Here is a 26,595-nt window from a genome sequence, read left to right as displayed (position 1 = left end):
TTTTGCATGTTCAGTTTTCAATGTTCATGTTTTGTTTTTGTTGCTGTGTCGTTTTGACGACTTTAATATCATAACAAATTTCATTATCGATGTCAACAACTTTTTTATTTCTTTTTTTGAAGAAGTCAGTAGTGAAAATGACAACTTGATAACTATACCACCTTGTAAAGGTTATGACAAGAGATTTTCTTAACTTTTATCCAAAAACTTTTACCTTAAACGCTTTCCACAACATATAGTGGATATTAAAAAGGTGGAGCACTATAAATAGTAGTGCCCCACCTTCCATTAAAAGAAAATCCTATATGACTAATCTTTGTGTCGCATTGTTGGGAACAATAATACGTCACGAATAGATGCAGCGTTAGTTAATAACATTACTAATCGGTCAATTCCAATTCCCAAACCACCTGTTGGCGGCATACCGTATTCTAATGCTTCTAAGAAGTCTTCATCCATTTCATGCGCTTCATCATTACCCGCTTCTTTTTCAACTAATTGTGCTTCGAAGCGTTGACGTTGATCAATGGGGTCATTTAGTTCTGTAAATGCGTTTGCATGCTCACGTCTAACAATGAATAGTTCGAAGCGATCTGTAAACCTTCCATCTTCTGGATTTTTCTTAGCAAGTGGCGAAACTTCTACTGGATGTCCATAGATAAATGTGGGTTGTACTAATGTTTCTTCTACTTTTTGCTCAAAGAATTCATTTAATACATGACCTACTTCCATAGAAGGTTTTACTTCTACGCCATGTTCTTTCGCTACTGCATGTGCTGCTTCCTTCGTCATTTCATTCCAGAAGTCCACTCCTGTTGTTTCTTTTACCGCATCTGCCATATGCCAACGTCTCCAGCCTGGAGCAAGATTAATTGCATCCTCACCGTACATCACTGTAGTTGATCCCAGTACTTCTTGCGCAACATGTGACACTAAATTCTCCGTCAGATTCATGATGTCTTTATAATCAGCATACGCTTCATATAATTCAATCATGGTGAATTCGGGATTATGACGCGTTGAAACACCTTCATTTCTGAACACTCGTCCAATTTCATATACTTTTTCTAATCCACCAACGATTAAACGTTTTAAATGTAACTCAATTGCAATTCGCATATAAAGTTCCATGTCTAGTGCATTATGATGTGTAATGAAAGGACGTGCTGCTGCTCCGCCCGCAATAGAATGCAATAATGGCGTTTCCACCTCTAAGTAACCTTGACCATCTAAATATCGACGCATAGATTGAATAATACGACTTCTAGTGATGAACGTTTTTTTACTATCATCACTAGTCATTAAGTCTAAATAGCGTTGACGGTAGCGTTGCTCAACATCTTTTAAACCGTGGAATTTCTCTGGCATTGGTCGTAGTGATTTTGTTAAAAACGTGAATTCTACCGCTTTAACAGATAATTCCCCTACTTGTGTACGGAATACATTCCCTCGCACACCTACGATATCTCCTAAATCCGCTGAGTTAAATAATTCATACGCATCTTCACCTATTGCATCTTTACGTACATAAATTTGGATTTGACCACCGAAGTCTTGAATATGCGCAAATCCAGCTTTCCCTTTTCCGCGCTTTGTCATAATACGACCTGCAATTACGACTTCATGTGGCGTTTCTTCTAACTGTTCTTTCGAAAAGTCGGCAAATTCTGCAATCACTTGATCACTCAAATGAGTACGTTCAAATTTACTACCAAAAGGATCTAAGCCTTTCTCTTGTATTGCAGTCATCTTTTGTCTTCTCACCAAAAGTTGATCGTTTAATTCTTCTACATTAGACATGTTCGTCACTCCTCCACTACCTTTTATCCGCAAGTTTCATTTATTACGTTGAACTTATTGTACACAATTTCTGTACACTGTTCACCTTTTTCCTACACTTGGTGATATTTCTCATTATTCTGACTGCCCATTAAAACGGAAAGAGCCATCACTTGAAGTGACAGCCCCGCATTTTAATATTAAACAAGAATCGATTCCGCATCAGTATATTCTTTCGTTGATTCTTCTGCAAAATAGCGCATGTAGTCTTTTAGCTCTTGAGTGGTTTCTGTTTGGTTAATCATATTTCTTGCTATACCGTTCCCACGAATACCTTTTAAATACCAAGAAGCATGTTTGCGCATTTCTCGTACTGCAACGCCTTCACCTTTTAAAGCAGTTAAGCGATCGAAGTGTAATAAGCACACGTCTATTTTTTCTTGAACAGAAGGCTCTGGTTTCAGTTCGCCAGACTCCAAATATTCAACCGTACGATAAATCATCCATGGGTCTCCTAGTGCTGCACGACCAATCATTACAGCATCTACACCAGTTTCATCCAACATACGTTTTGCATCTTGGGGAGTATTTACGTCTCCATTTCCGATAACAGGGATATTCACTGCCTCTTTCACTTGACGAATCAAATCCCAGTTCGCATACCCTTCATACATTTGTAATCGTGTACGACCATGAATAGCTACTGCCGCTCCGCCTGCACGCTCAACTGCACGAGCATTCTCCACAACATAAATATGATCACCATCCCAACCTGTACGCATTTTTACACTTACTGGTTTTTTCACATTATATACAACTGCAGAAACCATTTCGTAAATCTTTCCTGGATCAAGAAGCCATCTAGCTCCGGCTTCACATTTAATGATTTTATTTACTGGACATCCCATATTAATATCAATGATGTCCGCTGAAGTATGTTGATCTACATATTTAACTGCCGCAACAAGTGTTTCTTTTTCTCCACCAAAAATTTGAAGTGATAGCGGATTTTCACGTTCATCAATATAAAGTATACTTAAAGTCTTTTCGTTTTTATAAACGATCCCTTATCACTAATCATCTCTGCATAAACTAACCCCGCGCCAAACTCCTTGACAGTTAATCGGAAAGCAGAATTACAAATACCAGCCATTGGGGCTAAAACTACACGATTATCCATTTCAAAGTTACCAATTTTAAATGGCTTTGTTGATGAAATCGACATAATCATTTACCTTCTTTTATTTCTCCTTTTAATTCATCCAGCTGTATATCAAGTACAGTTGCAATGCTTTCTAACTGCACCTCATTTGGAACCCTTTTTCCTTGCTCTATTTGACCAAGTATAGACACCGAAATATTCATTTCTTTTGCAAGCTCAACTTGATTTATTCTTTTTAATCGTCGAAATGCACGAATGCGTCTACCCCATCGAGTGTTTTCCATTTACGAACGCCTTCTTTCTGAACATGTGCAAGCTTCAATAAAGAATGCTTTGTTAGAGGCTCAACTAAATCCGGATTTAATTCCACAAGAGGCACGAGCACAAAACCTCTTTCCGTCATCCTTGGATGTGGAATAATGAGATCCTCTGTTTTCATATTCTCTTCATTATACAACAAAATGTCAAGGTCTACAGTTCGAGGACCCCAATGAATATCTCGAGTACGCCCAAGATCTTCTTCAATTTCATTGCATTTTTTTAATAATTGGTGAGGTGAAAGTAGCGTTTCAAGCTCCACTACAACATTTAAAAAAGCCCCTTGATCTACATAACCAACAGGGTCTGTTTCATAAACAGAGGACACTTTATTCATTTGAACGCTTTCGCTTTCTCGTAACAATTGAACTGCCCTTCTAAGATAATCCAGTCTATCACCTATATTGGACCCTAGTGACAAATACGCTCTATTCATAGCACGCCTCTTGTAATATCGACTGCAACAGAAGCATAATGACCTACAATCGGCGGATTCGGCTTCACTAGTTGTATGCGACAACCAGTTACTTTGGCTTCATAATCCTTTAATATCCGTCCAGCTATTTTTTCTGCTACTGCCTCAATTAATAAATAAGGCTTTCCTTCCACAATCTCCTTACAAAGCTCAAATACCTCTGCATAATTCACAGTTTCCGCTAAGTCGTCCGTTTCACCTGCTTTTTTTAAATCACAAGCAAGCGTAATCGTAACACGAAAAATTTGACCAAGCTTAGTTTCTTCCGGCAAAACTCCATGGTATCCGTAAAACTCCAAATCATTTAAATGTATGTAATCCATAATAGTTATACCTCGCTTTCCTTATATTCCACTTTTCCTGTAAGTACATCCATCATTATCGTCATACGCGCAATTTCTTTCACATCATGTACACGCACCATATGACAACCAAGTTGCAAACCGAAGCAAACAGTCGCACCTGTTCCTTCCATTCGTTCGTTCACAGGAAGATTGAGTACATTTCCGATTAGTCGTTTACGTGAAGTCGCCAGTAAAACGGGATAACCCATGTCCACTAAGTGTTCCAAGTGTTGCATCATCCAAATGTTTTGGGTTGTGGATTTCCCAAAACCAATACCCGGATCTAACCAAATATGTTCATTAGGCACTCCCGCCGCTTTTGCAATTTGAATACATTCTACTAAATCTTGTTTTGCTTCTGGCCAGAAATCGTTATATTCTTCGTCGTCTCTATTATGCATTAGTATAATCGGTACACCGAGTTCTGCAGCTACCATCGCCACCTTAGGATCTCTTTTAGCCCCCCAGATATCATTAATGACATGTGCACCAGCTAGTACTGCAGCCCTCGCAACTGCTGATTTGTATGTATCAATAGATATGACCGCATTCACTTCTGCGCTAATCGCTTGAATAACTGGTACAACACGCGCTATTTCTTCTTCATCTGAAATAACTGTATGACCAGGTCTGGTAGACTCCCCACCAATATCAATAATTTTAGCACCATCCACAACCATCTGCTTGGCTCTAGCAACTGCTACTTCTATTTCATTAAACTTTCCACCATCCGAAAAAGAATCCGGCGTGACATTTAATATACCCATCACAATTGTTTCTTTTCGAAAATCTAATGTAACTCCCCCGGCTTCAAAGGGCTTCGTATTATATTGTAAGTTCAACGTTCTGCACCTTCCTTCTGAATACACGTTACATACGCTTCATGAAGCGCAGCATACACAGGTCCTTCATTTCCTAAAAAGTACTTTTCTTCTATATTTTTTATAGGGACAATTTCTTGTACCGCGTTTGTAATAAATACTTCATCGGCTTCCTCTAATACTTCTCTTACAAATAAACCTTCCTCTACCGCGAATGGAGAATTTTTTATCAGCCAACCCCGTGTGACGCCGGCTAATATTCCTGTATCTAGTGAAGGTGTATATAATTTCCCTTCCTTCACCCAAAACACATTCGACGTAATTCCTTCTGCAACAAATCCATCCGCAGTTAGAAAGATACCTTCCAAAGAGGCTAGGGAAGCAATTTCAAATCGGGCTTGTACATTATTTGCGTAATGATGGGATTTATGGCGCATCCCACTTTCCGGAGAATTTCTCAACGTTTCTAGCCATACTGCTGATTTTTCCATTCCTCTAGGTAGAGTATGCAATGCTTTTCGGAATAAAATGACCGTGGGCTTTTCATAACTAGTTGGTTGGAGGCCAATATCATGCACACCTGCCGAAATATTTAGCCTAAAGTATCCGTCTTCCCCATTATTCGCTGTCGTTAACTTAGCTACAGCTGCCAGTATCACTTCTTGATCGTAAGGCATGGTAATACGAAAATCAGCTAATGCACGAGAGAGTCTCCCCCAATGTTCTTCCCATAAAAACACTTTTCCATTGTACGTACGAAACGTTTCAAAAAAACCAAGTCCATACAAGAAGCCATGATCATAAGGGGAAATCATTAGCTCATCTGAGTGGTATAATTCATCATTTTTCCAAGCATCCACGTTAGATATTCCCCTTTATAGAAGGGCTGTATGCCCCGATAAAGTTTTGAATGAGTTTTTTCCCTTCCTCTGTCATGATTGACTCTGGATGGAATTGTACACCTTCTACAGGAAATTCTTTATGTCGAAGTCCCATAATTTCTCCTTCTTCTGTCCAAGAGGTCACTTCCAAACAATCAGGCAACGTTTCTTTCTCTACAAGCAGCGAATGATACCTTGTTGCTTGAAAAGGGTTTGGCATTTCCTTATTTACACCTTTTCCATCATGAAAAACAGGAGATGTTTTCCCATGCATTAATCTTTCTGCACGAATTACTTTTCCTCCGAATGCTTGCCCAATCGATTGATGACCTAGACAAACACCCAATATAGCAATCTTCCCCGCAAAATATGCGATTGCCTCTAAACTAATCCCAGCCTCATTCGGCGTACAAGGACCTGGCGATACGACAATTATATTTGGAGCTAGTTGCTCGATTTCAGCAATCGTCAGCTCATCATTACGAACAACCTTCACCTCTTCTCCAAGCTCTCCTATATATTGAACGAGATTGTAAGTAAAGGAATCATAATTATCAATCATCAAAATCATTGTTTTCCTCCTTCTGCCATAGCTTTCGCTTGCCATAATGCTTTCGCTTTGTTTAAAGACTCTACATATTCTGCACTAGGAATAGAATCTATTACAATTCCTGCTCCCGCTTGAATATGTGCCATTCCATCTTGAATAAAGGCTGTTCGAATGACAATATTCAGCTCCAAATCACCCGAAAATCCTAACCAACCGATAGAGCCTGTATATAACCCTCTGCGAACCGGCTCTAATTCTTCAATGATTTCCATCGTACGAATTTTGGGAGCTCCAGTTATTGTTCCACCAGGGAACATAGCTTGGACAATTTCTGTATTAGAAGTATCAGGACGAAGTGTCCCTTTTACATTTGAAACAATATGCATAACATGTGAGTACCGTTCAATAACCATAAATTCATCTACCTCTACAGAGCCATAGGTAGATACTCGCCCTAAATCATTTCTTTCTAGGTCGACAAGCATGACATGTTCTGCTCGCTCTTTTTCATTGTCAATTAGTTCATGAGCAAGTCGAATATCTTCTTGATCGCTTTTTCCACGTGGTCTCGTTCCTGCGATTGGACGAGTAGATAATTCTGTCCCCTTTTTCTTCACTAATAGCTCCGGTGATCCAGATACAACTGCAAATTCTGGGGATTGAATATAAGCCATATACGGAGATGGATTAAATGCGCGGAGTGCCTCATACATAGCAATTGGCTCTGCGTTTAATTTTTTGGATTGTCGAACAGATAGGTTTACTTGAAATACATCGCCTTGGGCAATATATTCTTGCACTTGATGAACGGCAGACTCAAATTCCGTTTCATTTACTGAAACAAATAACTCTGCTTGATCTTCAGCTACTTCTGTTGCAGCCCCTGATAAAAATAGACGCTCCCCCCTTCTACTTGCAGCCTTCAACACTTCTTCCATTTCAGCCAAATCTACATCACTTATTGATAATTTCATACATGTCACGGTTTCTGTGGCAACATCCAGAACTGCCCAGAAATCAAACAGATAAAAATAAATATCTGGTACATGCAAATCATCCACCGCTAGAGTAGGTAAAACTTCTATTTTACGAGCATAATCATAACTAATAAAACCGGCGGCACCACCTTGGAAATCCGGTAATTCTTCTTGAAAAGGAATTCTAAACGACTCAACAAGCTTCTCCAATTCAGTGAGTGCTTCTCCTGAACGCACCTCTTCTTTTCCACTTCGCCATTTTATATGTAATCCAGTATCAACTGATTTTGTCACTACAATTGGATTCCAAGCCGCAACACATAAATGTCCTCCTCTGCCACTTTCTAAAAATAAATGATGAGACTCTTCTTTCGTTATTTCTTTATACGCATAAAAAAAGGCTTCCTTCGCCATGTTAAATGTATGTGTTTGTAAGTTTAGTGAATCCACTTCTTCAAATCCCCCCAAAAAACGATTTGCCTCCATCTTAACTTGAAACCCCTACTTTTCGCCACATAAAAAAGCGGAAGCATATTCGCTCCCACTCCTCTTTTTTACATTAGTCTTCAAATTGGTATAACGGTGTACTTAAATAACGTTCTCCGTTATCTGGGATAATTGCAACAACTTTTTTACCTTTCCCAAGTTGTTTTGCAAGTTGAAGCGCTCCGTAAATAGCAGCACCTGCAGAAACGCCGCCAAGTATACCTTCTAATTTTGCAACTTCACGTGACGTTGCATATGCATCCTCATTTGATACTTGAATAATAGAATGATACATTTTTGTATCTAACACCTTTGGTACAAATCCTGCACCAATACCTTGTATTTTATGAGGACCTGGTTTACCTCCAGATAGAACATTGGAGTCCTTTGGTTCCACTGCAACAATCTGAATATCCGGGAATTTTTCTTTCAATACACTACCAGCCCCAGTGATTGTTCCACCAGTACCTATTCCTGCTACAAAGCCGTGTAATTCGTCAAATACTTCTGCAATCTCAGGACCTGTTGTTAAACGATGAATTTCTGGGTTTGCTTCATTGTTGAATTGTTGAGGCATAAACCATTCATTTTCATTTGCCAGTTCTTCTGCTTTTGCAATAGCACCTTTCATCCCGTCTGCTCCAGGTGTTAACACTAAGTCGGCACCATAAGCACGTAGAAGGTTTCTACGCTCTAAACTCATTGTATCTGGCATTACTAATACAGCTTTATAACCTTTGGCAGCTGCAATCATCGAAAGGCCTATTCCTGTATTACCACTAGTAGGTTCAATTATTGTGCTACCCTCTTGTAATTTCCCCTCTTTTTCAGCGGCTTCAATCATGGCAAATGCAATACGATCTTTTACACTACTTCCCGGGTTGAAGTATTCTAATTTTACATACACTTCGGCATCCTCAGGATTTGAAACTCTGTTTAATTTCACTACTGGCGTTTTACCAATTAATTCGACTACGGATTGCGCTAACTTTGCCATTATCCCACTCCTAATTCCTACTAAATTAATAGGTTTTATTTTTTATAATACCAATGACAGAGAATAAATGTCAATAAAAGAACATTGAAAAAGGCTGAAAATTAGAAAAAACAGCATACTCCATAGAATACGCTGTTACTTCTCACTATACGACCATTTGGCATTGAATTCTTGCCAAAATGTTTCGGGTGTAACAGATTGAGAGAGCTGATCTAGTGCAAGCTCTCGGTGAATATGGTCTTTTACATCCGCATACGAAAATGACTCACCTTCAAAAACATTTACAACTTGAGCAACTGCAAATCTCCCATCCTTCAATGCAATGATATCACTCCATTTACCAACCTCTATGTTTGGCAAGGCAGAGATAATGGCAGTATCTACCGACTGCGCATCTGCCGATACATATCCGATGTCTCCACCCAAACTTGCAGAACTAGCATCTTTGGAGCGTTCTCTTGCCAATCCTTCAAAGGAGGAGCCATTATCCAGTTCTTTTACAACTTCTTTTGCTTCGTCTTCTGTAGTAGCATAAATAATACTCGTTCGATAGGAAGTAGGTATATTATATAAGTTTTTATTATTATCATAATATGCCTTTATTGCATCGTCTTCTATCACAATATCTTTCGCTAAAACTTTTTCTAAAATTAAGCGAGATCGTACTTTTTGACGCATCGTTTCTTCATCAAATGTTTGAAGAGATGTATCGGTTCCTTCTTGTGTCGAACGAATAAGAGCAAGTTCGAGTTCTATTTCTTGATCGGTAACTTGTATATTGTTCTTTTTAGCAGCTGCCTCCATCACTTTTGCATTTACTAAATCCAATAACACTTCTTTCCCGTACATCGCTTCCATCGAAGCCATCCATTCTTCCTTTGTAATAACTTCCCCACCAACAGATGCGACTTCTTCCGTTTCACTGACCTTCTCATTCGGTGTCAACCAAGCAATAAACCACAGGAAATTGCCAAGCAAAAGAATGCTAAGTAGGAATAGCACTGGTTTTGTTTTTAGATGTCGTTTTTGTTGTGGATTAAAGTTATCACGCGTTGATTTCATCGATGAATGACTCCAATTCTTCTATTGAGTATAAATATTTCTCCATACAGAAATGACAATGCGCTTCTGCTCCTCCATCTTCCTCAATCATTTCTCGAATTTCTTTTTCACCTAAACTAATAATCGCACTACCAAACCGTTCTTTTGAACAATTACACGCAAACGAAACAGGAGTAGAGTCCAAAATCTGCACATTATCTTTTCCTAAGATTTCAAAAAGCAATTCTTCTGGTGTTAACCCTTTTTCAATCATTTTTGAAACGGGCTCCATTATTTTTAGTTTTTCTTCAATAATTGTAATCGTCTCATCATCGGTACCAGGCATCAGTTGAATGATAAATCCACCTGCCGCTAGAATTGTATTGTCCGGATTAACCAATACCCCTAGACCAACAGATGATGGAACTTGCTCGGATACAGCAAAATAATACGTAAAGTCTTCCCCAATTTCTCCAGAAACGATTGGCACTTGTCCTGTAAAAAAGTCTCTTAAACCAAGATCTTTTACGATGGTTAATGTTCCTTCCGTTCCAACCGCACGACGAACATCTAATTTCCCAACTTCATTTAAATCGAAATGTGTCTGCGGATTCGTTACATAGCCACGAGCTTCTCCTTTTGCATTGCTATCAATTATCATCGGGCCAATCGGACCATTACCTTCTACTTTGATCGTGAGCTTATCCTCACCTTTTAACATAACCCCCATCATAACCGCAGCAGTCATGGTTCTTCCAAGTGCCGCTGATGCAGTTGGCCATGTTTGGTGACGCCTTTGCGCTTCTCCAACAGTTTCTGTTGTCCGCACCGCAAATGCGCGTACACTTCCTTTAAAAGCTAACGCTCTTACTAAATAATCACTCATTTATTTCATTCCTTTTTCATTTAAGTTTCGTTGATATATTAGATATAATCCTTTTAACGTTAAAAAAGGATCTATTACATCCACGATTGTTGTTTCATCTCCTATTAGATTTGCCATACCGCCCGTTGCTATCACTTTAGGAGTGTGTTTTGATACTTTTTTTATCCGATTTACTATACCTTCTACTTGTCCAACATACCCATAAACAATACCAGACTGCATTGCAGAAACAGTATTTTTTCCTACTACATGTTCTGGTCTGGCTAACTCTATTCGAGGAAGTTTACTCGCTCGAGTAAAGAGTGCCTCTGTTGATATACCAATTCCAGGTGCTATTGCCCCTCCCATGTACTCGTCTTGTTCATTGACAAAACAATATGTCGTGGCAGTTCCAAAGTCAACTATTATGAGAGGACTACCATACGCATGAATAGCAGCGACGGCATTCACAATTCGATCTGCCCCCACTTCACGCGGATTCTCGCACTTAATATTCAATCCAGTTTTGACTCCAGGTCCTACCACTATTGGTTTGATACCAAAATATTTTTTGCACATTGCTTCTAACGAAAACATAATGGGTGGTACAACGGAAGAAATAATAATACCTTCTATTTGGTCAAAAGAAATATTGGCATGTGAAAACAATGCTTTTACTTGCATCCCGTATTCATCTTCTGTTTTTAGGCGGTCTGTTTCCATTCGCCAATGATGGATGAGCTTATCATTTTCATATACACCTAAAACAATATTTGTATTCCCTGTATCTAGCACAAGTATCATCTAGCTTGTCCTCACTTTTCGTAAGTTTTCCCACACATCATACCATAGAAAGACCTAAAGAAAAAAGCTGGTTGCCTCGTATAAATACGAGAAGCAACCAGCCCTTTTTTCTATTAATCTCTACGTTCTTCTTGAATTGAATTTTTCGACTCAACTGTTGGACCATTTTCTGTAGGTAAATCACTAGTAGATGGATCTGCTGGAGCACCTACTGCGTCAGGTACTTCTTCACTTTCTTCCACTTTTACTTCTTGGTTCGCTAAATCATATACGCGTTCCGGAAGGGTTCCGTGTTCTTCCAAGTGTTTGATTTGAGCAGCATCCAGCGTTTCTACATCTAATAACGTATTCGCAATTAAAGTTAATAACTCACGTTTTTCCGTTAATATTTGTTTTGTTCGTGCATATTGCTCTTTTATCATTTTTTGCATCTCTTGATCAATTTCATATGCAATCGCATCAGAATAGTTTTGCTCTGAGTTAAAGTCACGTCCAAGGAAAACGTTACCACCTTGCGCTTGACCAAACTGCATAGGACCTAATTTATCACTCATACCGTACTCCGTAACCATGCTTCGCGCAATACTAGTTACACGTTGGAAGTCATTATGGGCACCTGTAGAAACTTCCCCAAATGTAATTTCTTCCGCTACACGACCACCAAGTAGACCTGAGATTTTATCAAGCAGTTCAGGTTTTGTCATGAAGTAACGATCTTCTTTTGGAAGCATTACCGCATATCCTCCAGCTTGACCGCGTGGAACGATTGTCACTTTATGCACGATTTCTGCATCATCTAGTGTTAATCCGATAACCACATGTCCTGCTTCATGGAACGCAACAATATTACGTTCTTTTTTAGAAATAACTTTACCGGATTTTGCTGGACCAGCAATTACCCGATCTGTTGCTTCATCAATGTCACTCATATCTACTTTTTTCTTGTCACGTCTAGCAGCTACTAGCGCGGCTTCATTTAATAAGTTTTCTAAATCCGCTCCAGAGAATCCTGGTGTACGTTGTGCAATTGCTTTTAAGTCTACCGATTCATCTAATGGTTTATTGCGAGCATGTACTTTAAGTACCGCTTCACGACCTTTAACATCCGGACGCCCAACTGTAATTTGACGGTCAAAACGACCTGGACGAAGAAGTGCCGGGTCTAAAACATCTGGTCTATTCGTTGCAGCAATGATAATAATACCTTCATTTGCACCGAAACCGTCCATTTCAACAAGTAATTGGTTGAGTGTTTGTTCACGTTCATCATGCCCACCACCAAGACCAGCTCCACGTTGACGACCTACCGCATCAATTTCATCTATAAAAATAATACAAGGTGCATTTTTCTTCGCGTTTTCAAACAAATCACGAACACGTGATGCCCCAACTCCGACAAACATTTCAACGAAATCCGATCCGCTGATAGAGAAAAACGGAACGCCAGACTCCCCTGCAACTGCGCGAGCGAGTAATGTTTTACCCGTACCTGGAGGACCTACTAATAAGATCCCTTTCGGAATACGAGCTCCGATTTCCACGAATTTGCGTGGATCTTTTAAGAAATCTACTACTTCTACTAGTTCAGCTTTTTCCTCATCTGCCCCAGCAACATCTGTAAATCTCACTTTTTTCTTTTCATTATCGTATAGTTTCGCTTTGCTCTTACCAAAGTTCATCACACGGTTACCACCGCCTTGTGATTGGCTTAATAAGAAGAAGAATAAAATAATGATAATCAAAAATGGTAATAATCCTGTGAAAAATTGAATCCAGCCACTTGTTTTAGGCATTGCTTTTACATCAACTTTGACTGATCCAGATTCTGCCAGCGCATCAATTTTCGCTTGTAGATTAGTACTATTAGGAGGAAGCTTAGTTAAAAACTTTTCTCCTTCTTTATAGCCTTTCATCTCACCTTCAACAAAAAATACACCTTGTTCCGGCTGCATTGTAAAGCTTGTCACTTCCCCTTTTGAAAGTGAAGTCATAAATTCGGTATAATTAATATTTTTGGTTGGTGCGTTGCTTGTATTAAACGTCGCAAAAATCCCAACAATCACAAAAAATATTAATAGGTATAATATAGCGTAACGCAATGCTCGATTCATTCCCAGCCTCCTCACAAGGTAAACAGAAAAACTATATGTAATCTTATCATACGATTTTTTTCACGTACAATGAAAAGCCTTTCCGTTCAGTAATCAAATATACCTCGGCATATTTGCGCCCAGATTTTGAATAAAACCTGCACGATACAGTTCTAACTAAAAAGAGTAAACTTCTTTCTTCAACACACCAACATAAGGTAGATTACGATACTTTTCTGCATAATCTAAGCCATAACCAACAACAAATGCATCTGGAACTTCGAAGCCAACATAATCGGCTTTCAAATCTACTTTTCGACCAGATGGTTTATCAAGCAATGTAACAAGCTTAATCGATTTTGCTTTACGATATTTGAATAGATCTACTAAATAACTTAATGTCATCCCACTATCAATAATGTCTTCAATGATTAAAATGTCGCGTCCTTCTACACTTGTATTTAAATCTTTAATAATTTTTACTTCTCCAGAAGATACTGTAGCATTGCCGTAACTTGATACATCCATATAATCCATTTCAATGTATATGTCTACACGTTTCATCAAGTCGGACATAAATGGCATTGCCCCTTTTAAAATCCCAATAGCAAGTGGGAACTTATCTTTATAGTCTGCTGTTAGTGTTGCTCCTAATTCACGAGTCTTTTCTTGAATTTGTTCTTCCGTTAATAGAATTTCTAGAATGTCTTTTTCTAACATTTTAGTCCCCCCTAATAGTTAATTTTGTTTTAAGTATATGACATAGTTTTGTCCTTGATACTCCCTTGAAAACCGCTCTTCGTAACGAAGTCCAATCACCGCTAGTATATCATTGTTCTGATTTACAAGCAGCGGCCAAACACGCCGATCCTCTGCTGAGACTTTTTCATCTATAAATAATCGAGAAACTTTCTTTAGCGAGGACATCCCTTTCACATGAATGCGATCGCCTTCTGCTTTTTGCCTAATAAAAAGCGGAAATGAATCATTTTCCAACTGAACAAACCACTTTTCAGCTGAAATAGTTCCCTCTAAATTTCTCGTTACATAAATCGAAAAACCAGCACCAATATCATGCCAGCAATTCTCTTGAATAATCATTCCCCCGGATAATTCAGGTTCACGATAGGAAGATGTAAACTGGACCTTATTATAATGGCGCACAAGGAAAAAAGTGTTGGGTAAATGGATTACCACATTACCTTCATGCTCACTACAAGCAGAAAGAATGGACTCAATTAATCGATCACTTAGTTGGATCTCGGATTCTTTGTAGAGATAGTTTAATAGTAGTAGAACTACTCTTCTTTGTAAAGCATTGGGAACTTCAGCAAAGCGCATTGTATCAAGAAAAAAGGCACCATTTGAATCTACCGTCACAAGCTGTTCAAACTTTTCTTTAGCCATTACTTTAAGAAATGCATCATCCTGTTGTTGCTTCTCCACAAATGATTGAATTTTGTCACTCACGTGTGCATTTTCTTCCACCAATAGTGGCACTACTTTATGCCGTATTCTATTTCGGGTATATGTATGTTTGTCATTGCTTGGATCATGTCTAAAAGTTTGATGAAGTAGACGTATATAGTCAAAGATTTCATCCTTTGTTACACATAAAAAAGGGCGAATAATTTCTCCTATTGAAAAAGGCCTTATCTTTGGTATTCCTGTGATAGAGGGGGAAAGCAATCCTCTCACCAACGACATCACAACGGTTTCAATTTGATCATCCGCATGATGACCTAGTACTAATTTCTGGTAGTTATGCTGTTCCATTATTTTTTCGAAGAATGCATAGCGTTCTTCTCTACAAATAACTTGAACATTTCCACCTTCTAAGGCGACCCTTTTTGGAACTTCAATCTTTGTACCGTAAAAAGGTAACTGGAGCGCTTCCGCAAGTTGCTGAACAAATTGCATATCCTCTTCAGACTCTTCTCCTCTTAACTGATGGTCCGTATGAACAATTGCGATATCAAATGCATAGTCTTTTTGAAGTGCATGCAATACACGCACCAATGCAACCGAATCTGCTCCACCAGAACAAGCAATAAGAAGACGCTCTCCCTTTTCTATCAACTTATGCTTGTCGATGTATTTTTTTACCTTTTGGTCGAATAGAAGCATCTTCTCACCTCTTTTTTATTTATATCATAGTATGAACAATTTTTACTTCGTAATAATCCAGATCGCTGAGCTTTAGTATTCCTTATTAGTGTACCATTTTTTCTTGGAATTTTGCTGTTTCGCGCGGCGAAAAAATAGACCATTCCGGAACGACATGTTTTACTTCCATGAAAATAACGGTGCGATCGTCCCCTGGTAAAGAATATGTTTCTTCCAATTTTTTTACAAATTTCTCCGCATCCATTTTAGGGTCTTGCAATATTTTTTGGTAATACATCTCTTGTTTTTCAATGGAAGTGTTAGACGAAAAAACGCCATCCGATAACATTAATAGAATATCTCCATCTTTGATATCCACTTTCCTTGCCTCTATTGTAAAAGTGGGTAAAAAACCAAATGGTACATGCTTACTTTCGATTTTGCGCATGTCATTACCTCTTATTAAATAAGTTGACATACTCCCCGCTTTCCAAGACCAAAGTTCTCCTTTTTGTAAATCAATCAACCCAAGATCCACTGTTGCATAGCTATCCGTATCATCTTGCAAGCTCATCATATAGTGAAGTGTATGCATGATGGTTTCTGGATCCATTTTTTTATTTAAACATTCCCGCATAAAATGCATTACTCTTCTACTTTCTCGATGCGCTTCAATATTATTCCCCATTCCGTCGGATAAAATAACAGCCAGTAATCCAGGATGTAGCGAAAACACAGCATGTGCGTCACCAGAGTAAATCGTATTTCTACTAGATGATGTATAAATATCATGTGTCACTTGAAAACGAACGGAAGATTTACAAGTCATTTGAATATGCTCATACGGATGATGCAATTCCTTCATAGAGGTTATTTCAAAAGGTTCTTTCCATAACTCGTAAAAAACAGGTAGTATTAATCGTTCACCAACCATTTTGGCTTTTGATTCTACAGGTAGACAACAAACTACTTCCATCTGCCCAACCGCTATATTCAAAACATCTACTTGAAAAAAAGGGATATTGCACTGTTGAAACTTCTTCTTCACCTCTTCCTCGTGAGATGTATATAAAGTCATACTATTATCTAAATTTTTTATAAGATCACTCATATGGTTCCCCATATCTCGAAGCTTTAATGCATACATCTTTTTACCCTGTTGTAGTTGGTTATTTAACTTCCTTTTTACTTCCCTCTCCGTCAACTCTTGAATTATTTGCCCAGGCTTTACACATTTATATTGTATTTTCTTTTCTAATTGTATTCTACTTTTTTTGGTTTCATCTTCCCATTGTTCCATTAGCAAAGGGATACCATTAGATTTCACTCCCCAGCACTTTTCATACTGAAAACAGGACTGACAAGTTGAAAAAGACTTACTCTGTTCTTTTTGAACCTTTCCTCTAGAGTCAAATCGATCCGATATAAAACGAGTAATAAAATCGGCAAACTGCTGAAATTCTTTCAACTGATTATTCACTTTTTCAGTCATCCATTTTTGTCTACGTATCAGGATATTAGAAGTATCAGGATAAAGTTGATCTTTTAAGTACTTAATCCATTTGGAAGGGATTGCAAAAAACAATAACGAAGCAGTAACAAGCGAACCTATATAAACAGAATCTAGCGGTAACGTATGATCGTATAATATAAAGAAAAATGTTGCCCCCAGCATACTGAATGCCTGCCACAACCTACCAAATGGTTTGTGTAATCCAGCTAAAAAACCAGTAATGGCATATACAGCGATCATCCCACTAAAACTCAGTTTAGAAATACTTAATATCGTTCCAGCTAGCACTGCTACAACGGTAGCAAGTTGAACACCTCCAACTGCAGCAGCTATGGCAATTACTAAATGTGCTAGCAATAAAGGAATAGAAACATATCCGAAAATAAAGGAAGACATTCCTGTTAAAACTAATGCACCTATTAACAGAGCCGCTCCCATTCTTTCCGCTGTCCATTTTCTATGAAGAAAATCCGGTAATGGTAGAAATAATTGAAAAAGGAATATAGTCATAAACAAACTCAAAACACCTTCATATCCTATTGCAAGCCAAACGGAACCTGGAATACTTCCTGCATATGAAATATATTGCCAGATAACTTGAGTACAAATAACATCTATAAGTACAAACAGCGGTAAAGGTATTTTCTTTATAAACTTTCTAAAATAGAATGGAAAAATCATTGCTTGCATAGCATGAATTAACACTTGTCCAAGTCCTAACGTAACACTCCCGAATAAAGCCCCGGCAATTGTCCAAGGTAAAAAGCGTTGAAATCGTAAGTTTACCAATGCCCATATTGGAAGGAAAAATGGGACGGAAGCTTCAAATAGTACGACTTGTGCTAAGAAAAAAGCAAGAATAAAAAAAACAATGTTAAATGAAATGGATACTTTTCGTACTTGTAATCCCTCTAAAACCTTTCTCCACGTAAAACCTTTTTTTTGACCTTGCTCATACATCGTTTTCAAAAGTAACATACCTCCTATTCAGCTATTGATGGAAGTATACCTACAATTAGAACAAAAAGTATGTCTGTTTCTGGCATTTGCTTTTAAAAAGTTTTCGACTCTTTTAGTCAATTAATGAATAAATTTTAAAAATTTTTCCTAGAAGTATTGACACTTTGACCAATCGCTTGTAATATGTAATTTGTTCGTTAAAAACGGCGGCGTAGCTCAGCTGGCTAGAGCATTCGGTTCATACCCGAAAGGTCGTGGGTTCGACTCCCTCTGCCGCCATTTTTTTTTTAACATATGGCCCCTTGGTCAAGCGGTTAAGACACCGCCCTTTCACGGCGGTAACACGGGTTCGAATCCCGTAGGGGTCATCAAATAAAAAGCAGTTTCAAAAGTGAAATCTTTTGAAACTGCTTTTTTTATATTAAAAATTAAGGAGAATTATCAGTGAATACAAATAGATTAAAACCTTTTGAAGCTGCTACTCAATTCATTTCTCAAAATTTTACCAACTGCCAAGGCGCTCTTTTAGCAGGAAGTACAGTCCGAGGAGAAGCGACAGAGACTTCTGTTTTGATATCGTAGTATTCATTCAAGATATTCCCTTTTGCTACAGAGAATCATTAGTGGTAGGTGGTTGGCCAGTTGAAGTTTTTGTCCATAATTTAACGTAATACAAAAGTTTCTCTGAAAGTGATAGCAAAAGAGCTAGACCCTCTTTACCTAAAATGGTTGCCGAAGGGATTGTCTTGAAAGACGAAGGCATCTTAGATCCAATCCAAAAAGAAGCCAGACAACTATTAGTTAACGGTCCAGAAGTATGGTCTACCGACACCATAAACAAAAAACGATACTTTATCACAGATGCTTTAGACGACTTTATTGGAAGCAAAAATAGAGCGGAAGATATCTTCATCGCTCATGCACTAGCAGAATTAGTAAGTGAATTTATTTTGCGAACCAATCGTAAATGGATCGGTACATCTAAATGGATGATACGTGCATTAAAAAACTATAATGAGCAGTTTACGGAACAATTTGTCGAAGCTTTTGATCATTATTATCAAACTGGCGACAAAAATAAAATAATTAAAATTACTGACAATGTATTAGAGCCATACGGTGGTCGCCTATTCGATGGATTTTCATTAGGGAAATAAATAAGAAAGACGCTAGTGCACTTTAAGTGCATACTATCTTTACTATTTCTTGAGTGCTTTGGGCGAAACATAAGCTACACTATTAACGAAGAATTTTAAGGAGTATCTTGTGGCGGATGTTTGTCCGTCGCTCTCTTGAAATATGAAGAGACAAGGTACATAAGGTTTGGATAATGAGAGAATAAATCCTTTCTTACTCTTTTAAAAGCGGACGAAGATACAATTTCGTCCGCTCAGCGCCTTTTTATCAATTGATACTACTTATTTTTTCTTTAGTGCCTCCGATTAGAATTTTATGCCTGTTGCATCATATAAATTTGGTACGATAAAAGTAAAAAGGGCTAAAATAGTACGTGGAATTCAATCTGAGATGAATCAGGGAATGACTGCGTTACTTCCTATAAAGGGATTTAGCCTAGCAGAAAGCGTACGCCAGATCGCTAAATCCGACTAACTAATAACAGATAGTCAGCTGAATTTAATCCAAGCAGTTACCTATATAGGATACCCTAAATAAGATAGTCAACTTTAAACACCGGAGATACTGGATTTCTAACATACCAAACCTTTAGATATGTGAAATTTGCATTTTGTGATGATTGTCATGATCAATAAAATCGGTGAAATATTTGCGAATCGATAATTGGTGCTCACCGATAAAGAAGACTTTGTCCCATTCAACTTCTTCAATTTCCTGAAGTTTCTCTATAATAGCTTGACGTTGTTGCTTAGCGTACCTAAGGGTTTCTTTAAATGTCAGTTCCTGAGCGCGGGCTTCTGCTTTTGCATTAAAGCCTTCGAAATCAGGAAACCTTTCAAGCTTTTTCCCTTCTTTCATTTGTGGGAGACGTTCTTCTAATGTAAAACGATCCCATTCGGCTAAATGCATTACTATTTCATTTGGGGACCATTTACCTTCTGCGTATGGAGATGTCGCTTGTTCTTCCGAAAGCTCTTGCAATGTTTTTATCCACTCTATGTAGTTCCATTGGTGCTCAAGTATCTTTTCTTTTTTCAATTGAATCACTCCTGCTTTTTCATTTTCTACTTAATTCGAGGTGAGAATCCAATCTACCTTCTTTTTCGAATCATTTTCACCAATTTATTCCGGCAAAAAAGCATCCACAATAGTTCTGCGGATACTCCTACTTATTTTATTAAGTTTAAAAACTGACGAGTACGTTCTTCTTTTGGATGCATGAACATGTCACTCGGAGTGCTGCGTTCCAAAATCCTCCCTTGATCCATAAAGAGCACTTCATTGGCTACATCATTCGCAAAACGCATTTCATGTGTCACTACAACCATGGTAATACCTTCTCTAGCTAAGTCTTTCATTACTTGAAGAACTTCCCCTACTAGTTCAGGATCTAACGCTGATGTCGGCTCATCAAACAGCATTACTTCTGGTTCAAGTGCAAGTGCTCGCGCAATGCCCACACGTTGTTGTTGTCCGCCTGATAATTGGTTTGGATAATAATCGAGCTTATCTGCGAGTCCTACCTTTTGTAAAAGAATAGCAGCTTTTTCTCTGGCTTTTCCCTTATCTTCCCTTTTTACCGTAACTAGACCTTCCATCACATTTTGTAGCACTGTCATATGTGGGAAAAGATTATAGTGCTGAAAGACCATCGCGGACTTTTTTCGGAAGCTTTCTATTTCTTTTTTCGCCATTCGCTTTGAAAAATCTAGCGCTTGATCACCAATTCTAATAATCCCTTCAGATGGTACCTCCAACACATTTAAACAGCGTAATAACGTTGTCTTTCCAGATCCTGATGGTCCGATGACAACGATTACCTGTCCTTTCTCAATGGATAAATCAATTCCTCTTAGTACTTCGACCTGATTAAAACGTTTTGCCAATCCTTGTATATGAATCATCATAAATTCCCCTTCCATTCCGTCATTTCGATACATACCGATCAAATCGATTTTCTAAGTTGCTTTGAACAATAGACAGGAGGAAGCAGATGATCCAATACAGAATGGCAACTTCAGCATATAGCAAAAGGAACTCATAGTTTGTCGCAGCAATTTCTTGTGCTCTTCTGAACATTTCAGTTACTAAAATCAGAGAGGCAAGCGATGTATCTTTAACTAGGCTAATAAAAGTGTTTGATAATGGCGGAATGGATACACGTGTTGCTTGCGGTAAAATAACACGGCGCATCATTTGTACATAATTCATACCTATCATTTGAGCCGCTTCCCATTGACCTTTTGGAATCGACAATATAGCTGCACGAATCACTTCAGAAGCATACGCACCCACGTTTAATGAAAATCCTAAAACAGCTGCAGGGAACGGATCAATTACAATTCCAATGGATGGCAGACCATAAAACAAAATAAACAATTGTACGAGTAAAGGTGTGCCACGAATTGCAGAAACATAAGCTCTAGCAATCCATTGAAGCGTTTTTGCGTTCGAAATTCGGGAAAGGGCTGTCAACACAGCTATCGCTAACCCGAGTACAAAGGTAATAAGCGATAACGGAAGCGTATAGACAACAGCTCCCTCCAGCAAAGGCTGAAGGGAGGATCTCGCTATTGTTATATAACGATCTAATTTGTCAGGGTCTAAGTCAAAACTATTCCAAAACATTTTCGCCAAACCATTTGTTAGAAATTTTTTCGTACGTACCATCTTCAATTATTTCGTTCAACGCTTTGTTTACTGCTTCTACTAAAGTTTCATTTCCTTTGCGGAACATAAAACCACTTTGTGAAGCATCATCTGCTTCTGCGACAATTTTTACTGCGGCATCAGGCTTATTCTTTTTAAAATCTAACACCGATAATTTATCATTAATCGTAACATCTACACGTTTTGAATTTATCAACTCAATGGCTTGATTAAAACCTTCTACCCCTACTAACGTTGCTCCATATGATTTTGCTAAATCGCCGAAGTTACTTGTTAGTGTCTGAGCAGCTTGTAAACCTTTAATATCTTCAAAACTTTTCACGTCGTTGTTATCCATATTTGTTACTAATACAGCTGCCGATGAAATATATGGCTTCGAGAAATCATATTTTTCTAATCGATCTTCACGAATCCCTACTTGGTTCGCTATTAGATCGAACCGTTTTGAATCAAGACCTCCAAAAATAGCATCCCATTGTGTTTCCATAAATTTTGGTTTTACGCCTAAACGTGAAGCCACTTCTTCTGCTAGTTCTACGTCAAAACCTGTTAACTTCCCTGAATCGTCATGGAATGAGAATGGTGGATATGTCCCTTCTGTACCAATTAATAACTCACCTTTTCCTTGAATTTTTGCTAATAGATCCCCATTAGCTTTGTCCGCGCTTGCATTGTTTTTATCAGATGTTTTTTCATCTGAGTTTCCGCATGACGCAAGCATGAAAACCGAAGCAACAATAGCAAATAATAAAGTATATAATTTTTTCATTTTTATCCCCCTTTATCCTTATAGAATTACTAGGTATTATACTATATTAAAAGAAAGCAAACGTCAAAGTATATTAATCAACTTATTTAGTCACTTATTTCCCTATCCTATTCACCTGTCATTGAATATTCCATCATTCTTCAGACAATAAAAAAAACCCAACAAATGTTGGGCTTTTAATAATTTCATCTATTAAACATTTTTTCTACCGATAAAACAGACAGCAATTTATCCTCTTTTAGCGCCTCTGCCACCGCGCTTAGATTCTGTTGCACGCTTTAACGTAGACAAACGATCTTCACTATCCTTTAAGAATCGTGTCATTTTTTGCTCAAAATTCTCTTTCATCGGACGATCGCGATCATTTGAACGATTGTTGTTACGTGGACGCTGAGGACGTTCTGGTCTCTCTGGTCTTTCCGCTTGAGGCTTTGCTTTACGAATAGATAATCCGATTTTGCCATCCGCTTCAACATTCATCACCTTAACTTCAACAACATCTCCAACCTTCAAATGCTCATTAATATCTTTCACATAATTGTCCGCAACTTCGCTAATGTGAACCAGACCTGTTGAGCCTCCTGGTAGCTCGACGAATGCTCCGAAGTTAGTGATTCCTGTTACTTTACCTTCTACCTTGCTGCCTACTTCAATTGACATAAAAAAAATGCTCCTCCTTAAAATTTAAGCGACTCTTTAACGAGTATATACGATTTTTTCATACAGACCCTACCTTTATTATAGCCAACAAAAAAAGAGTGTCAATAAGACTACTCTCTTGAAGCGTTATTTTATCTTATTTTTCAATGCTATCAGGCAAAGCAAAAATAATTTCTCCTTCTTCTGACAGAAAGTAATCTCTTCTCAATAATTTGCCAATGTACTCATCATCATTTAATTTGGAAATTTGAAGTTTCAACAATTCTTGCTCTTCTTGTACTTTTGCAAGTTCTTCTGTAACTTGTTCTTTTTTCTTTCTTTTTTCTTCTAAAGCATTATTACTATTTATCAATGTGGAAATTAAAATACCAATAATTACAACGGACATAACCCCAAATATAGATAAACGTCTGAATAAACGAAGTTTTTTGGCCTGTTTACGGTTTTCTTGACGTTCAATCGAGCGAACGTAATCAGTATTAATTGATGCAAGTTGTTTCTCAAAAGGTACTTTCCTTTGATTTTCTCCCACTTCGCCCTCTCCCGTCAAACTATTTCAATTTTTCGTGTACTTTTTATTATAACGGAAGTTGGGTTTTTTCTGAAGGGCCAAATGCAGTGTTTTTATATATATATAACGAAATGGTTTAGTAATAACTAATATTAGCAGGAAGATTAAACTAATAACTTTTCCTATAATTGTTATAAATACGTGTATTATGAACCATACAGGCTTAACGATTAAACGCAAAAAGATCCTTCCAGTCAATTGAAATGCGGGCTGAAATAACTTTTCGTATAAAAGAATACCTAATAATTGCGCCAACGGATCATAAACTCTCCATATCCCATCCCGTACTTCGTACAGCAAGAAAAAGGTTCCCAAACCAAGTGATATCCAGATAATTACTTCAATACCTATTCGATATTTAAAAACAAAGGAACGCTTTGAAAAACTTCCTGTTAGAAAGCGCGTCCCTTCAATGATTGCCCCAATTAGAATTCCACTCACCATCAACAATAATAAGCTAACAAATTGGAGAGAGAGTGTCATCCGAATAGTTTATGAAGTAATCCTCTTGCTCCGTCAGCCTGCTGCTCCTCATCGTACTGCATTACTCGAACAATTCCTTCTAATGTAAGGAGGCCTTTATCTACGTCTAAATGAACAATCTTTAATTCTTCTCCTTTGATGTGAAGGATTCCTTGGGATGTTCTTACATAAAATTCTGTTTGATCAAATCGTTCAATGGACTTTACTGATGTTAAATCCATTCTTTTTCGATTTCTTAGTGAAATCAAATGATCCCCCGATGGAATAGTAATTGTTTGGTTTTCTGCTTGAAATTGCATATACTCTCTCCTCTCCTTGTCCTATCTTTGTATTGTATGCACATAAAAAAAAAGCATGACAAATGCCATGCTTTTTCTTAATCTTCATCATCCATAAATGCTGGATCTATTTTTTCTAGTCTTTCTTCTTTGATAATTGTGAACATTGATGCAGCATCTTCTTTTTTCGCAGAGTCCTTAATAGCATCGACAGTAGCTGTAACCACTTTTTGTCCGAAACGAATGGAGAGTTCATCTAAAACCTTCACATCAGAACTAGCTTTTGCCACTTTTCCGTTAATCGTTACTCTCCCCTGATCTGCCACTTCTTTCGCAAGCGTTCTACGTTTTATCAGCCGTGATACTTTTAAATATTTATCTAATCTCATAATATCCCTACCTCTCTAATTTCTTTGCTTCTTTCCAAAACTCGTCAAGCTCATCTAAATGATAAAGTGAAAAGTCACCTTTTCCTTTTTTCACACTTGACTCAATGAATTGAAATCTTCTAATAAACTTTTCATTTGCTTGAATCATTGCCTGTTCTGGAGATAGACCATAAAAGCGTGCCAAATTGACAATTGTAAATAACACATCTCCTAGCTCGTCCACTTGCGAGTCACTCGTGCCATCTTTCAACTCTGTTTTCCATTCTTCCAGCTCTTCCTCAAATTTCTCCCACGCACCAGCCACATCTGGCCAATCAAAACCAACTTTAGCCGCTTTCTTTTGATAATTAAAAGATGTAAGCAGGGAGGAATCCGATCGCAATTCTCCGTCTAATAGTGACCCTTTGGCTTCTTTTTTTTCTTCAGATTTGATTTGTTGCCAATTACGAAGCACTTCTTCCGAATCATTCGCAATAGCATCTCCAAAGACATGAGGATGCCTACGAATCATTTTATCCGAAACTGATTGAAGTATTTCCTCTAGACTAAAGTAGCCATTGTCTTCCCCTATTTGCGCATGTAAAAATACTTGTAAGAGTACGTCACCGAGTTCTTCGACAATATGATGATCATCCTCCTCATCAATCGCCTGTAATAGCTCATACACTTCTTCTACCGCGAACTTCTTCAGAGTTGAGTGTGTTTGTTCTTGATCCCACGGACAACCATTAGGACCCCTTAAATCAGCCACAATTTGACGTAGTGTTTGCCACTCCTTCAATCGCTCTTCTTGTTCTCGTATCGGTGGAACGTATAAAGTAGTTAAATTATCCAACTCCATTACGCGATCTAGCTCGTATAATGGCACTTTCGTTAACTTTTCCTTTGTAGAACCTGCCGCAGTAACAATCGTTACTTCATACTCATCTGGATACTTTTCCATGAGCGTTAGTTTTACTTCAGAGGCACTAAACGCATCATACACTTGCCCTATTAGTACATGCGAATTCATTTGAATAGTGTCCCGCTTCAAGCTTGTTCCATCTAACAGTTGAAACCCTTCAATAGGATCTATTCGCAGTGCTCCAAAAATGGGATCCAAAAAGCTTTGCCCACCCTCGATACGAATCTTCACTTTCCCTTGTTGTTCCGCTTCTATTAATAACTGCACGGTTTGTTCTGCTACTAACGGATGTCCAGGCACTGCATACATAACGGAAGATTCCTTTGCTAGATGAAGAAGTGTTTCGACAATTTCCTCATAAACTCCTTCAAATTGTTCATTTTTCTCATATATTCCATCAAAACTTGTCCAAGTTAGACCTTCTTTTTTTAATTCCTGCAAAACTGGGTGCTGCTCCGTCCGAACATAGAGATGCTCTGCAGCTTTTAGTTTTTTATATATCCCTAGTGGTAGCTGATCTAAATCACTCGCCCCAAGTCCAATTATTGTCATTTCATTCATCTGC

The 26,595-nt window shown here is 38.0% G+C and carries 26 protein-coding genes, 2 tRNA genes and 2 pseudogenes; 3 read left to right on the top strand and 27 right to left on the bottom strand.

Features of this window, described 5'->3' with window-relative positions; genetic code table 11:
- Positions 1-309 precede the first annotated feature (309 nt).
- The 17 genes and pseudogenes from lysS to ACEPXD_RS00385 all read right to left on the bottom strand — a co-directional run bounded on the left by lysS (position 310) and on the right by ACEPXD_RS00385 (position 18,169).
- A complete protein-coding gene (gene lysS / locus ACEPXD_RS00465) occupies positions 310-1,800 on the bottom strand; it encodes a lysine--tRNA ligase (protein WP_391118888.1) in 1,491 nt (496 codons plus the stop codon).
- Between the two features lie 179 nt (positions 1,801-1,979).
- A pseudogene (gene dusB / locus ACEPXD_RS00460) lies at positions 1,980-3,004 on the bottom strand (tRNA dihydrouridine synthase DusB).
- 2 nt (positions 3,005-3,006) lie between these two features.
- Entirely contained in the window at positions 3,007-3,225 is a 219-nt protein-coding gene (locus tag ACEPXD_RS00455; protein ID WP_391118886.1) for a helix-turn-helix domain-containing protein, read from the bottom strand.
- The gene (gene folK, locus ACEPXD_RS00450) at positions 3,177-3,695 is read right to left on the bottom strand and encodes a 2-amino-4-hydroxy-6-hydroxymethyldihydropteridine diphosphokinase (RefSeq protein WP_391118884.1); all 519 of its coding nucleotides are present in this window, start codon (positions 3,693-3,695) and stop codon (positions 3,177-3,179) included. Before folK ends, ACEPXD_RS00455 begins: the two co-directional genes overlap by 49 nt.
- The gene (gene folB / locus ACEPXD_RS00445; RefSeq protein WP_391118882.1) at positions 3,692-4,057 is read right to left on the bottom strand and encodes a dihydroneopterin aldolase; all 366 of its coding nucleotides are present in this window, start codon (positions 4,055-4,057) and stop codon (positions 3,692-3,694) included. Before folB ends, folK begins: the two co-directional genes overlap by 4 nt.
- A 5-nt stretch (positions 4,058-4,062) precedes the next feature.
- Positions 4,063-4,920, bottom strand: coding sequence for a dihydropteroate synthase (gene folP, locus ACEPXD_RS00440; protein WP_391118880.1), 858 nt, complete (start codon positions 4,918-4,920; stop codon positions 4,063-4,065).
- Positions 4,917-5,759, bottom strand: coding sequence for an aminodeoxychorismate lyase (gene pabC, locus ACEPXD_RS00435; protein WP_391118878.1), 843 nt, complete (start codon positions 5,757-5,759; stop codon positions 4,917-4,919). Before pabC ends, folP begins: the two co-directional genes overlap by 4 nt.
- A gap of 1 nt (position 5,760) precedes the next feature.
- On the bottom strand, positions 5,761-6,351 hold the full coding sequence (pabA, locus tag ACEPXD_RS00430; protein WP_391118876.1) for an aminodeoxychorismate/anthranilate synthase component II: 591 nt from the start codon (positions 6,349-6,351) through the stop codon (positions 5,761-5,763).
- Complete coding sequence (locus ACEPXD_RS00425) at positions 6,348-7,793, bottom strand: anthranilate synthase component I family protein (RefSeq protein WP_391118874.1); 1,446 nt, start codon at positions 7,791-7,793, stop codon at positions 6,348-6,350. Before ACEPXD_RS00425 ends, pabA begins: the two co-directional genes overlap by 4 nt.
- Positions 7,794-7,866: 73 nt before the next feature.
- On the bottom strand, positions 7,867-8,790 hold the full coding sequence (cysK, locus tag ACEPXD_RS00420) for a cysteine synthase A (RefSeq protein ID WP_391118872.1): 924 nt from the start codon (positions 8,788-8,790) through the stop codon (positions 7,867-7,869).
- 135 nt (positions 8,791-8,925) lie between these two features.
- Complete coding sequence (locus tag ACEPXD_RS00415; RefSeq protein ID WP_391118870.1) at positions 8,926-9,852, bottom strand: peptidyl-prolyl cis-trans isomerase; 927 nt, start codon at positions 9,850-9,852, stop codon at positions 8,926-8,928.
- Entirely contained in the window at positions 9,836-10,717 is an 882-nt protein-coding gene (gene hslO / locus ACEPXD_RS00410) for an Hsp33 family molecular chaperone HslO (protein WP_391118868.1), read from the bottom strand. The genes ACEPXD_RS00415 and hslO overlap by 17 nt, the downstream gene beginning before the upstream one ends.
- A complete protein-coding gene (locus tag ACEPXD_RS00405; protein ID WP_391118866.1) occupies positions 10,718-11,500 on the bottom strand; it encodes a type III pantothenate kinase in 783 nt (260 codons plus the stop codon).
- A 113-nt stretch (positions 11,501-11,613) separates the two neighbouring features.
- Entirely contained in the window at positions 11,614-13,611 is a 1,998-nt protein-coding gene (ftsH, locus tag ACEPXD_RS00400) for an ATP-dependent zinc metalloprotease FtsH (protein WP_391118864.1), read from the bottom strand.
- A gap of 156 nt (positions 13,612-13,767) precedes the next feature.
- Positions 13,768-14,310 (bottom strand): hypoxanthine phosphoribosyltransferase, encoded by a 543-nt coding sequence (gene hpt, locus ACEPXD_RS00395; protein WP_391118862.1) that lies wholly within the window; start codon positions 14,308-14,310, stop codon positions 13,768-13,770.
- 18 nt (positions 14,311-14,328) lie between these two features.
- Positions 14,329-15,717, bottom strand: coding sequence for a tRNA lysidine(34) synthetase TilS (gene tilS / locus ACEPXD_RS00390; protein ID WP_391118860.1), 1,389 nt, complete (start codon positions 15,715-15,717; stop codon positions 14,329-14,331).
- An 85-nt stretch (positions 15,718-15,802) separates the two neighbouring features.
- Positions 15,803-18,169 carry a SpoIIE family protein phosphatase gene (locus ACEPXD_RS00385; protein WP_391122927.1) on the bottom strand — a complete coding sequence of 789 codons (2,367 nt, stop codon included), beginning with the start codon at positions 18,167-18,169 and terminating at the stop codon, positions 15,803-15,805.
- A 205-nt stretch (positions 18,170-18,374) separates the two neighbouring features.
- On the opposite strand from ACEPXD_RS00385, the gene ACEPXD_RS00380 reads away from it, so the two are divergent.
- The 3 genes and pseudogenes from ACEPXD_RS00380 to ACEPXD_RS00370 all read left to right on the top strand — a co-directional run bounded on the left by ACEPXD_RS00380 (position 18,375) and on the right by ACEPXD_RS00370 (position 19,326).
- A tRNA-Met gene (locus tag ACEPXD_RS00380) sits at positions 18,375-18,448 on the top strand.
- A 17-nt stretch (positions 18,449-18,465) separates the two neighbouring features.
- Positions 18,466-18,537 (top strand) — tRNA-Glu (locus tag ACEPXD_RS00375).
- Between the two features lie 76 nt (positions 18,538-18,613).
- Positions 18,614-19,326: pseudogene (locus tag ACEPXD_RS00370) on the top strand (nucleotidyltransferase domain-containing protein).
- A 568-nt stretch (positions 19,327-19,894) separates the two neighbouring features.
- On the opposite strand, the gene ACEPXD_RS00365 reads toward ACEPXD_RS00370, so the two are convergent.
- The 10 genes from ACEPXD_RS00365 to mazG all read right to left on the bottom strand — a co-directional run bounded on the left by ACEPXD_RS00365 (position 19,895) and on the right by mazG (position 26,591).
- Positions 19,895-20,344 (bottom strand): DinB family protein, encoded by a 450-nt coding sequence (locus ACEPXD_RS00365; RefSeq protein WP_391118858.1) that lies wholly within the window; start codon positions 20,342-20,344, stop codon positions 19,895-19,897.
- Between the two features lie 131 nt (positions 20,345-20,475).
- On the bottom strand, positions 20,476-21,210 hold the full coding sequence (locus tag ACEPXD_RS00360) for an amino acid ABC transporter ATP-binding protein (RefSeq protein ID WP_391122924.1): 735 nt from the start codon (positions 21,208-21,210) through the stop codon (positions 20,476-20,478).
- A gap of 22 nt (positions 21,211-21,232) precedes the next feature.
- Positions 21,233-21,934: an amino acid ABC transporter permease gene (locus ACEPXD_RS00355; protein ID WP_391122921.1), complete on the bottom strand. Its 702-nt coding sequence runs from the start codon at positions 21,932-21,934 to the stop codon at positions 21,233-21,235.
- On the bottom strand, positions 21,921-22,745 hold the full coding sequence (locus ACEPXD_RS00350) for an amino acid ABC transporter substrate-binding protein (protein WP_391118855.1): 825 nt from the start codon (positions 22,743-22,745) through the stop codon (positions 21,921-21,923). Before ACEPXD_RS00350 ends, ACEPXD_RS00355 begins: the two co-directional genes overlap by 14 nt.
- Before the next feature lie 228 nt (positions 22,746-22,973).
- Complete coding sequence (locus ACEPXD_RS00345) at positions 22,974-23,405, bottom strand: S1 domain-containing RNA-binding protein (protein ID WP_151698352.1); 432 nt, start codon at positions 23,403-23,405, stop codon at positions 22,974-22,976.
- Positions 23,406-23,541: 136 nt separating this feature from the next.
- Positions 23,542-23,937, bottom strand: coding sequence for an FtsB family cell division protein (locus tag ACEPXD_RS00340; protein WP_391118853.1), 396 nt, complete (start codon positions 23,935-23,937; stop codon positions 23,542-23,544).
- Positions 23,938-23,961: 24 nt separating this feature from the next.
- The gene (gene yabQ, locus ACEPXD_RS00335; RefSeq protein WP_391118851.1) at positions 23,962-24,459 is read right to left on the bottom strand and encodes a spore cortex biosynthesis protein YabQ; all 498 of its coding nucleotides are present in this window, start codon (positions 24,457-24,459) and stop codon (positions 23,962-23,964) included.
- Positions 24,456-24,758, bottom strand: coding sequence for a sporulation protein YabP (gene yabP / locus ACEPXD_RS00330; protein WP_151698349.1), 303 nt, complete (start codon positions 24,756-24,758; stop codon positions 24,456-24,458). The genes yabQ and yabP overlap by 4 nt, the downstream gene beginning before the upstream one ends.
- 77 nt (positions 24,759-24,835) lie before the next feature.
- A complete protein-coding gene (locus ACEPXD_RS00325) occupies positions 24,836-25,126 on the bottom strand; it encodes an RNA-binding S4 domain-containing protein (protein WP_391118848.1) in 291 nt (96 codons plus the stop codon).
- A 7-nt stretch (positions 25,127-25,133) separates the two neighbouring features.
- Complete coding sequence (gene mazG, locus ACEPXD_RS00320) at positions 25,134-26,591, bottom strand: nucleoside triphosphate pyrophosphohydrolase (RefSeq protein WP_391118847.1); 1,458 nt, start codon at positions 26,589-26,591, stop codon at positions 25,134-25,136.
- Positions 26,592-26,595: the final 4 nt, after the last annotated feature.

The sequence above is a fragment of the Psychrobacillus sp. L3 genome (assembly GCF_042945595.1).
In the GTDB taxonomy this organism is placed as follows: Bacteria; Bacillota; Bacilli; order Bacillales_A; family Planococcaceae; genus Psychrobacillus.
The sequence above is the reverse complement of the archived record's forward strand: the minus strand, read 5'-3'. Positions and strand labels throughout refer to the sequence as shown.

Coding starts and splice junctions, on each gene's coding strand:
- ACEPXD_RS00415 (WP_391118870.1), bottom strand. CDS start 9,852: ATGAAATCAACGCGTGATAACTTTAATCCACAACAAAAACGACATCTA.
- ACEPXD_RS00345 (WP_151698352.1), bottom strand. CDS start 23,405: ATGTCAATTGAAGTAGGCAGCAAGGTAGAAGGTAAAGTAACAGGAATC.
- cysK (WP_391118872.1), bottom strand. CDS start 8,790: ATGGCAAAGTTAGCGCAATCCGTAGTCGAATTAATTGGTAAAACGCCA.
- ACEPXD_RS00325 (WP_391118848.1), bottom strand. CDS start 25,126: ATGAGATTAGATAAATATTTAAAAGTATCACGGCTGATAAAACGTAGA.
- ACEPXD_RS00425 (WP_391118874.1), bottom strand. CDS start 7,793: ATGGAGGCAAATCGTTTTTTGGGGGGATTTGAAGAAGTGGATTCACTA.
- tilS (WP_391118860.1), bottom strand. CDS start 15,717: ATGCTTCTATTCGACCAAAAGGTAAAAAAATACATCGACAAGCATAAG.
- mazG (WP_391118847.1), bottom strand. CDS start 26,591: ATGAATGAAATGACAATAATTGGACTTGGGGCGAGTGATTTAGATCAG.
- yabP (WP_151698349.1), bottom strand. CDS start 24,758: ATGCAATTTCAAGCAGAAAACCAAACAATTACTATTCCATCGGGGGAT.
- ftsH (WP_391118864.1), bottom strand. CDS start 13,611: ATGAATCGAGCATTGCGTTACGCTATATTATACCTATTAATATTTTTT.
- ACEPXD_RS00350 (WP_391118855.1), bottom strand. CDS start 22,745: ATGAAAAAATTATATACTTTATTATTTGCTATTGTTGCTTCGGTTTTC.
- folK (WP_391118884.1), bottom strand. CDS start 3,695: ATGAATAGAGCGTATTTGTCACTAGGGTCCAATATAGGTGATAGACTG.
- ACEPXD_RS00385 (WP_391122927.1), bottom strand. CDS start 18,169: ATGTATGAGCAAGGTCAAAAAAAAGGTTTTACGTGGAGAAAGGTTTTA.
- hpt (WP_391118862.1), bottom strand. CDS start 14,310: ATGTTAGAAAAAGACATTCTAGAAATTCTATTAACGGAAGAACAAATT.
- lysS (WP_391118888.1), bottom strand. CDS start 1,800: ATGTCTAATGTAGAAGAATTAAACGATCAACTTTTGGTGAGAAGACAA.
- yabQ (WP_391118851.1), bottom strand. CDS start 24,459: ATGACACTCTCTCTCCAATTTGTTAGCTTATTATTGTTGATGGTGAGT.
- ACEPXD_RS00405 (WP_391118866.1), bottom strand. CDS start 11,500: ATGATACTTGTGCTAGATACAGGGAATACAAATATTGTTTTAGGTGTA.
- pabA (WP_391118876.1), bottom strand. CDS start 6,351: ATGATTTTGATGATTGATAATTATGATTCCTTTACTTACAATCTCGTT.
- hslO (WP_391118868.1), bottom strand. CDS start 10,717: ATGAGTGATTATTTAGTAAGAGCGTTAGCTTTTAAAGGAAGTGTACGC.
- ACEPXD_RS00355 (WP_391122921.1), bottom strand. CDS start 21,934: ATGTTTTGGAATAGTTTTGACTTAGACCCTGACAAATTAGATCGTTAT.
- ACEPXD_RS00455 (WP_391118886.1), bottom strand. CDS start 3,225: ATGGAAAACACTCGATGGGGTAGACGCATTCGTGCATTTCGACGATTA.
- ACEPXD_RS00360 (WP_391122924.1), bottom strand. CDS start 21,210: ATGATTCATATACAAGGATTGGCAAAACGTTTTAATCAGGTCGAAGTA.
- folB (WP_391118882.1), bottom strand. CDS start 4,057: ATGGATTACATACATTTAAATGATTTGGAGTTTTACGGATACCATGGA.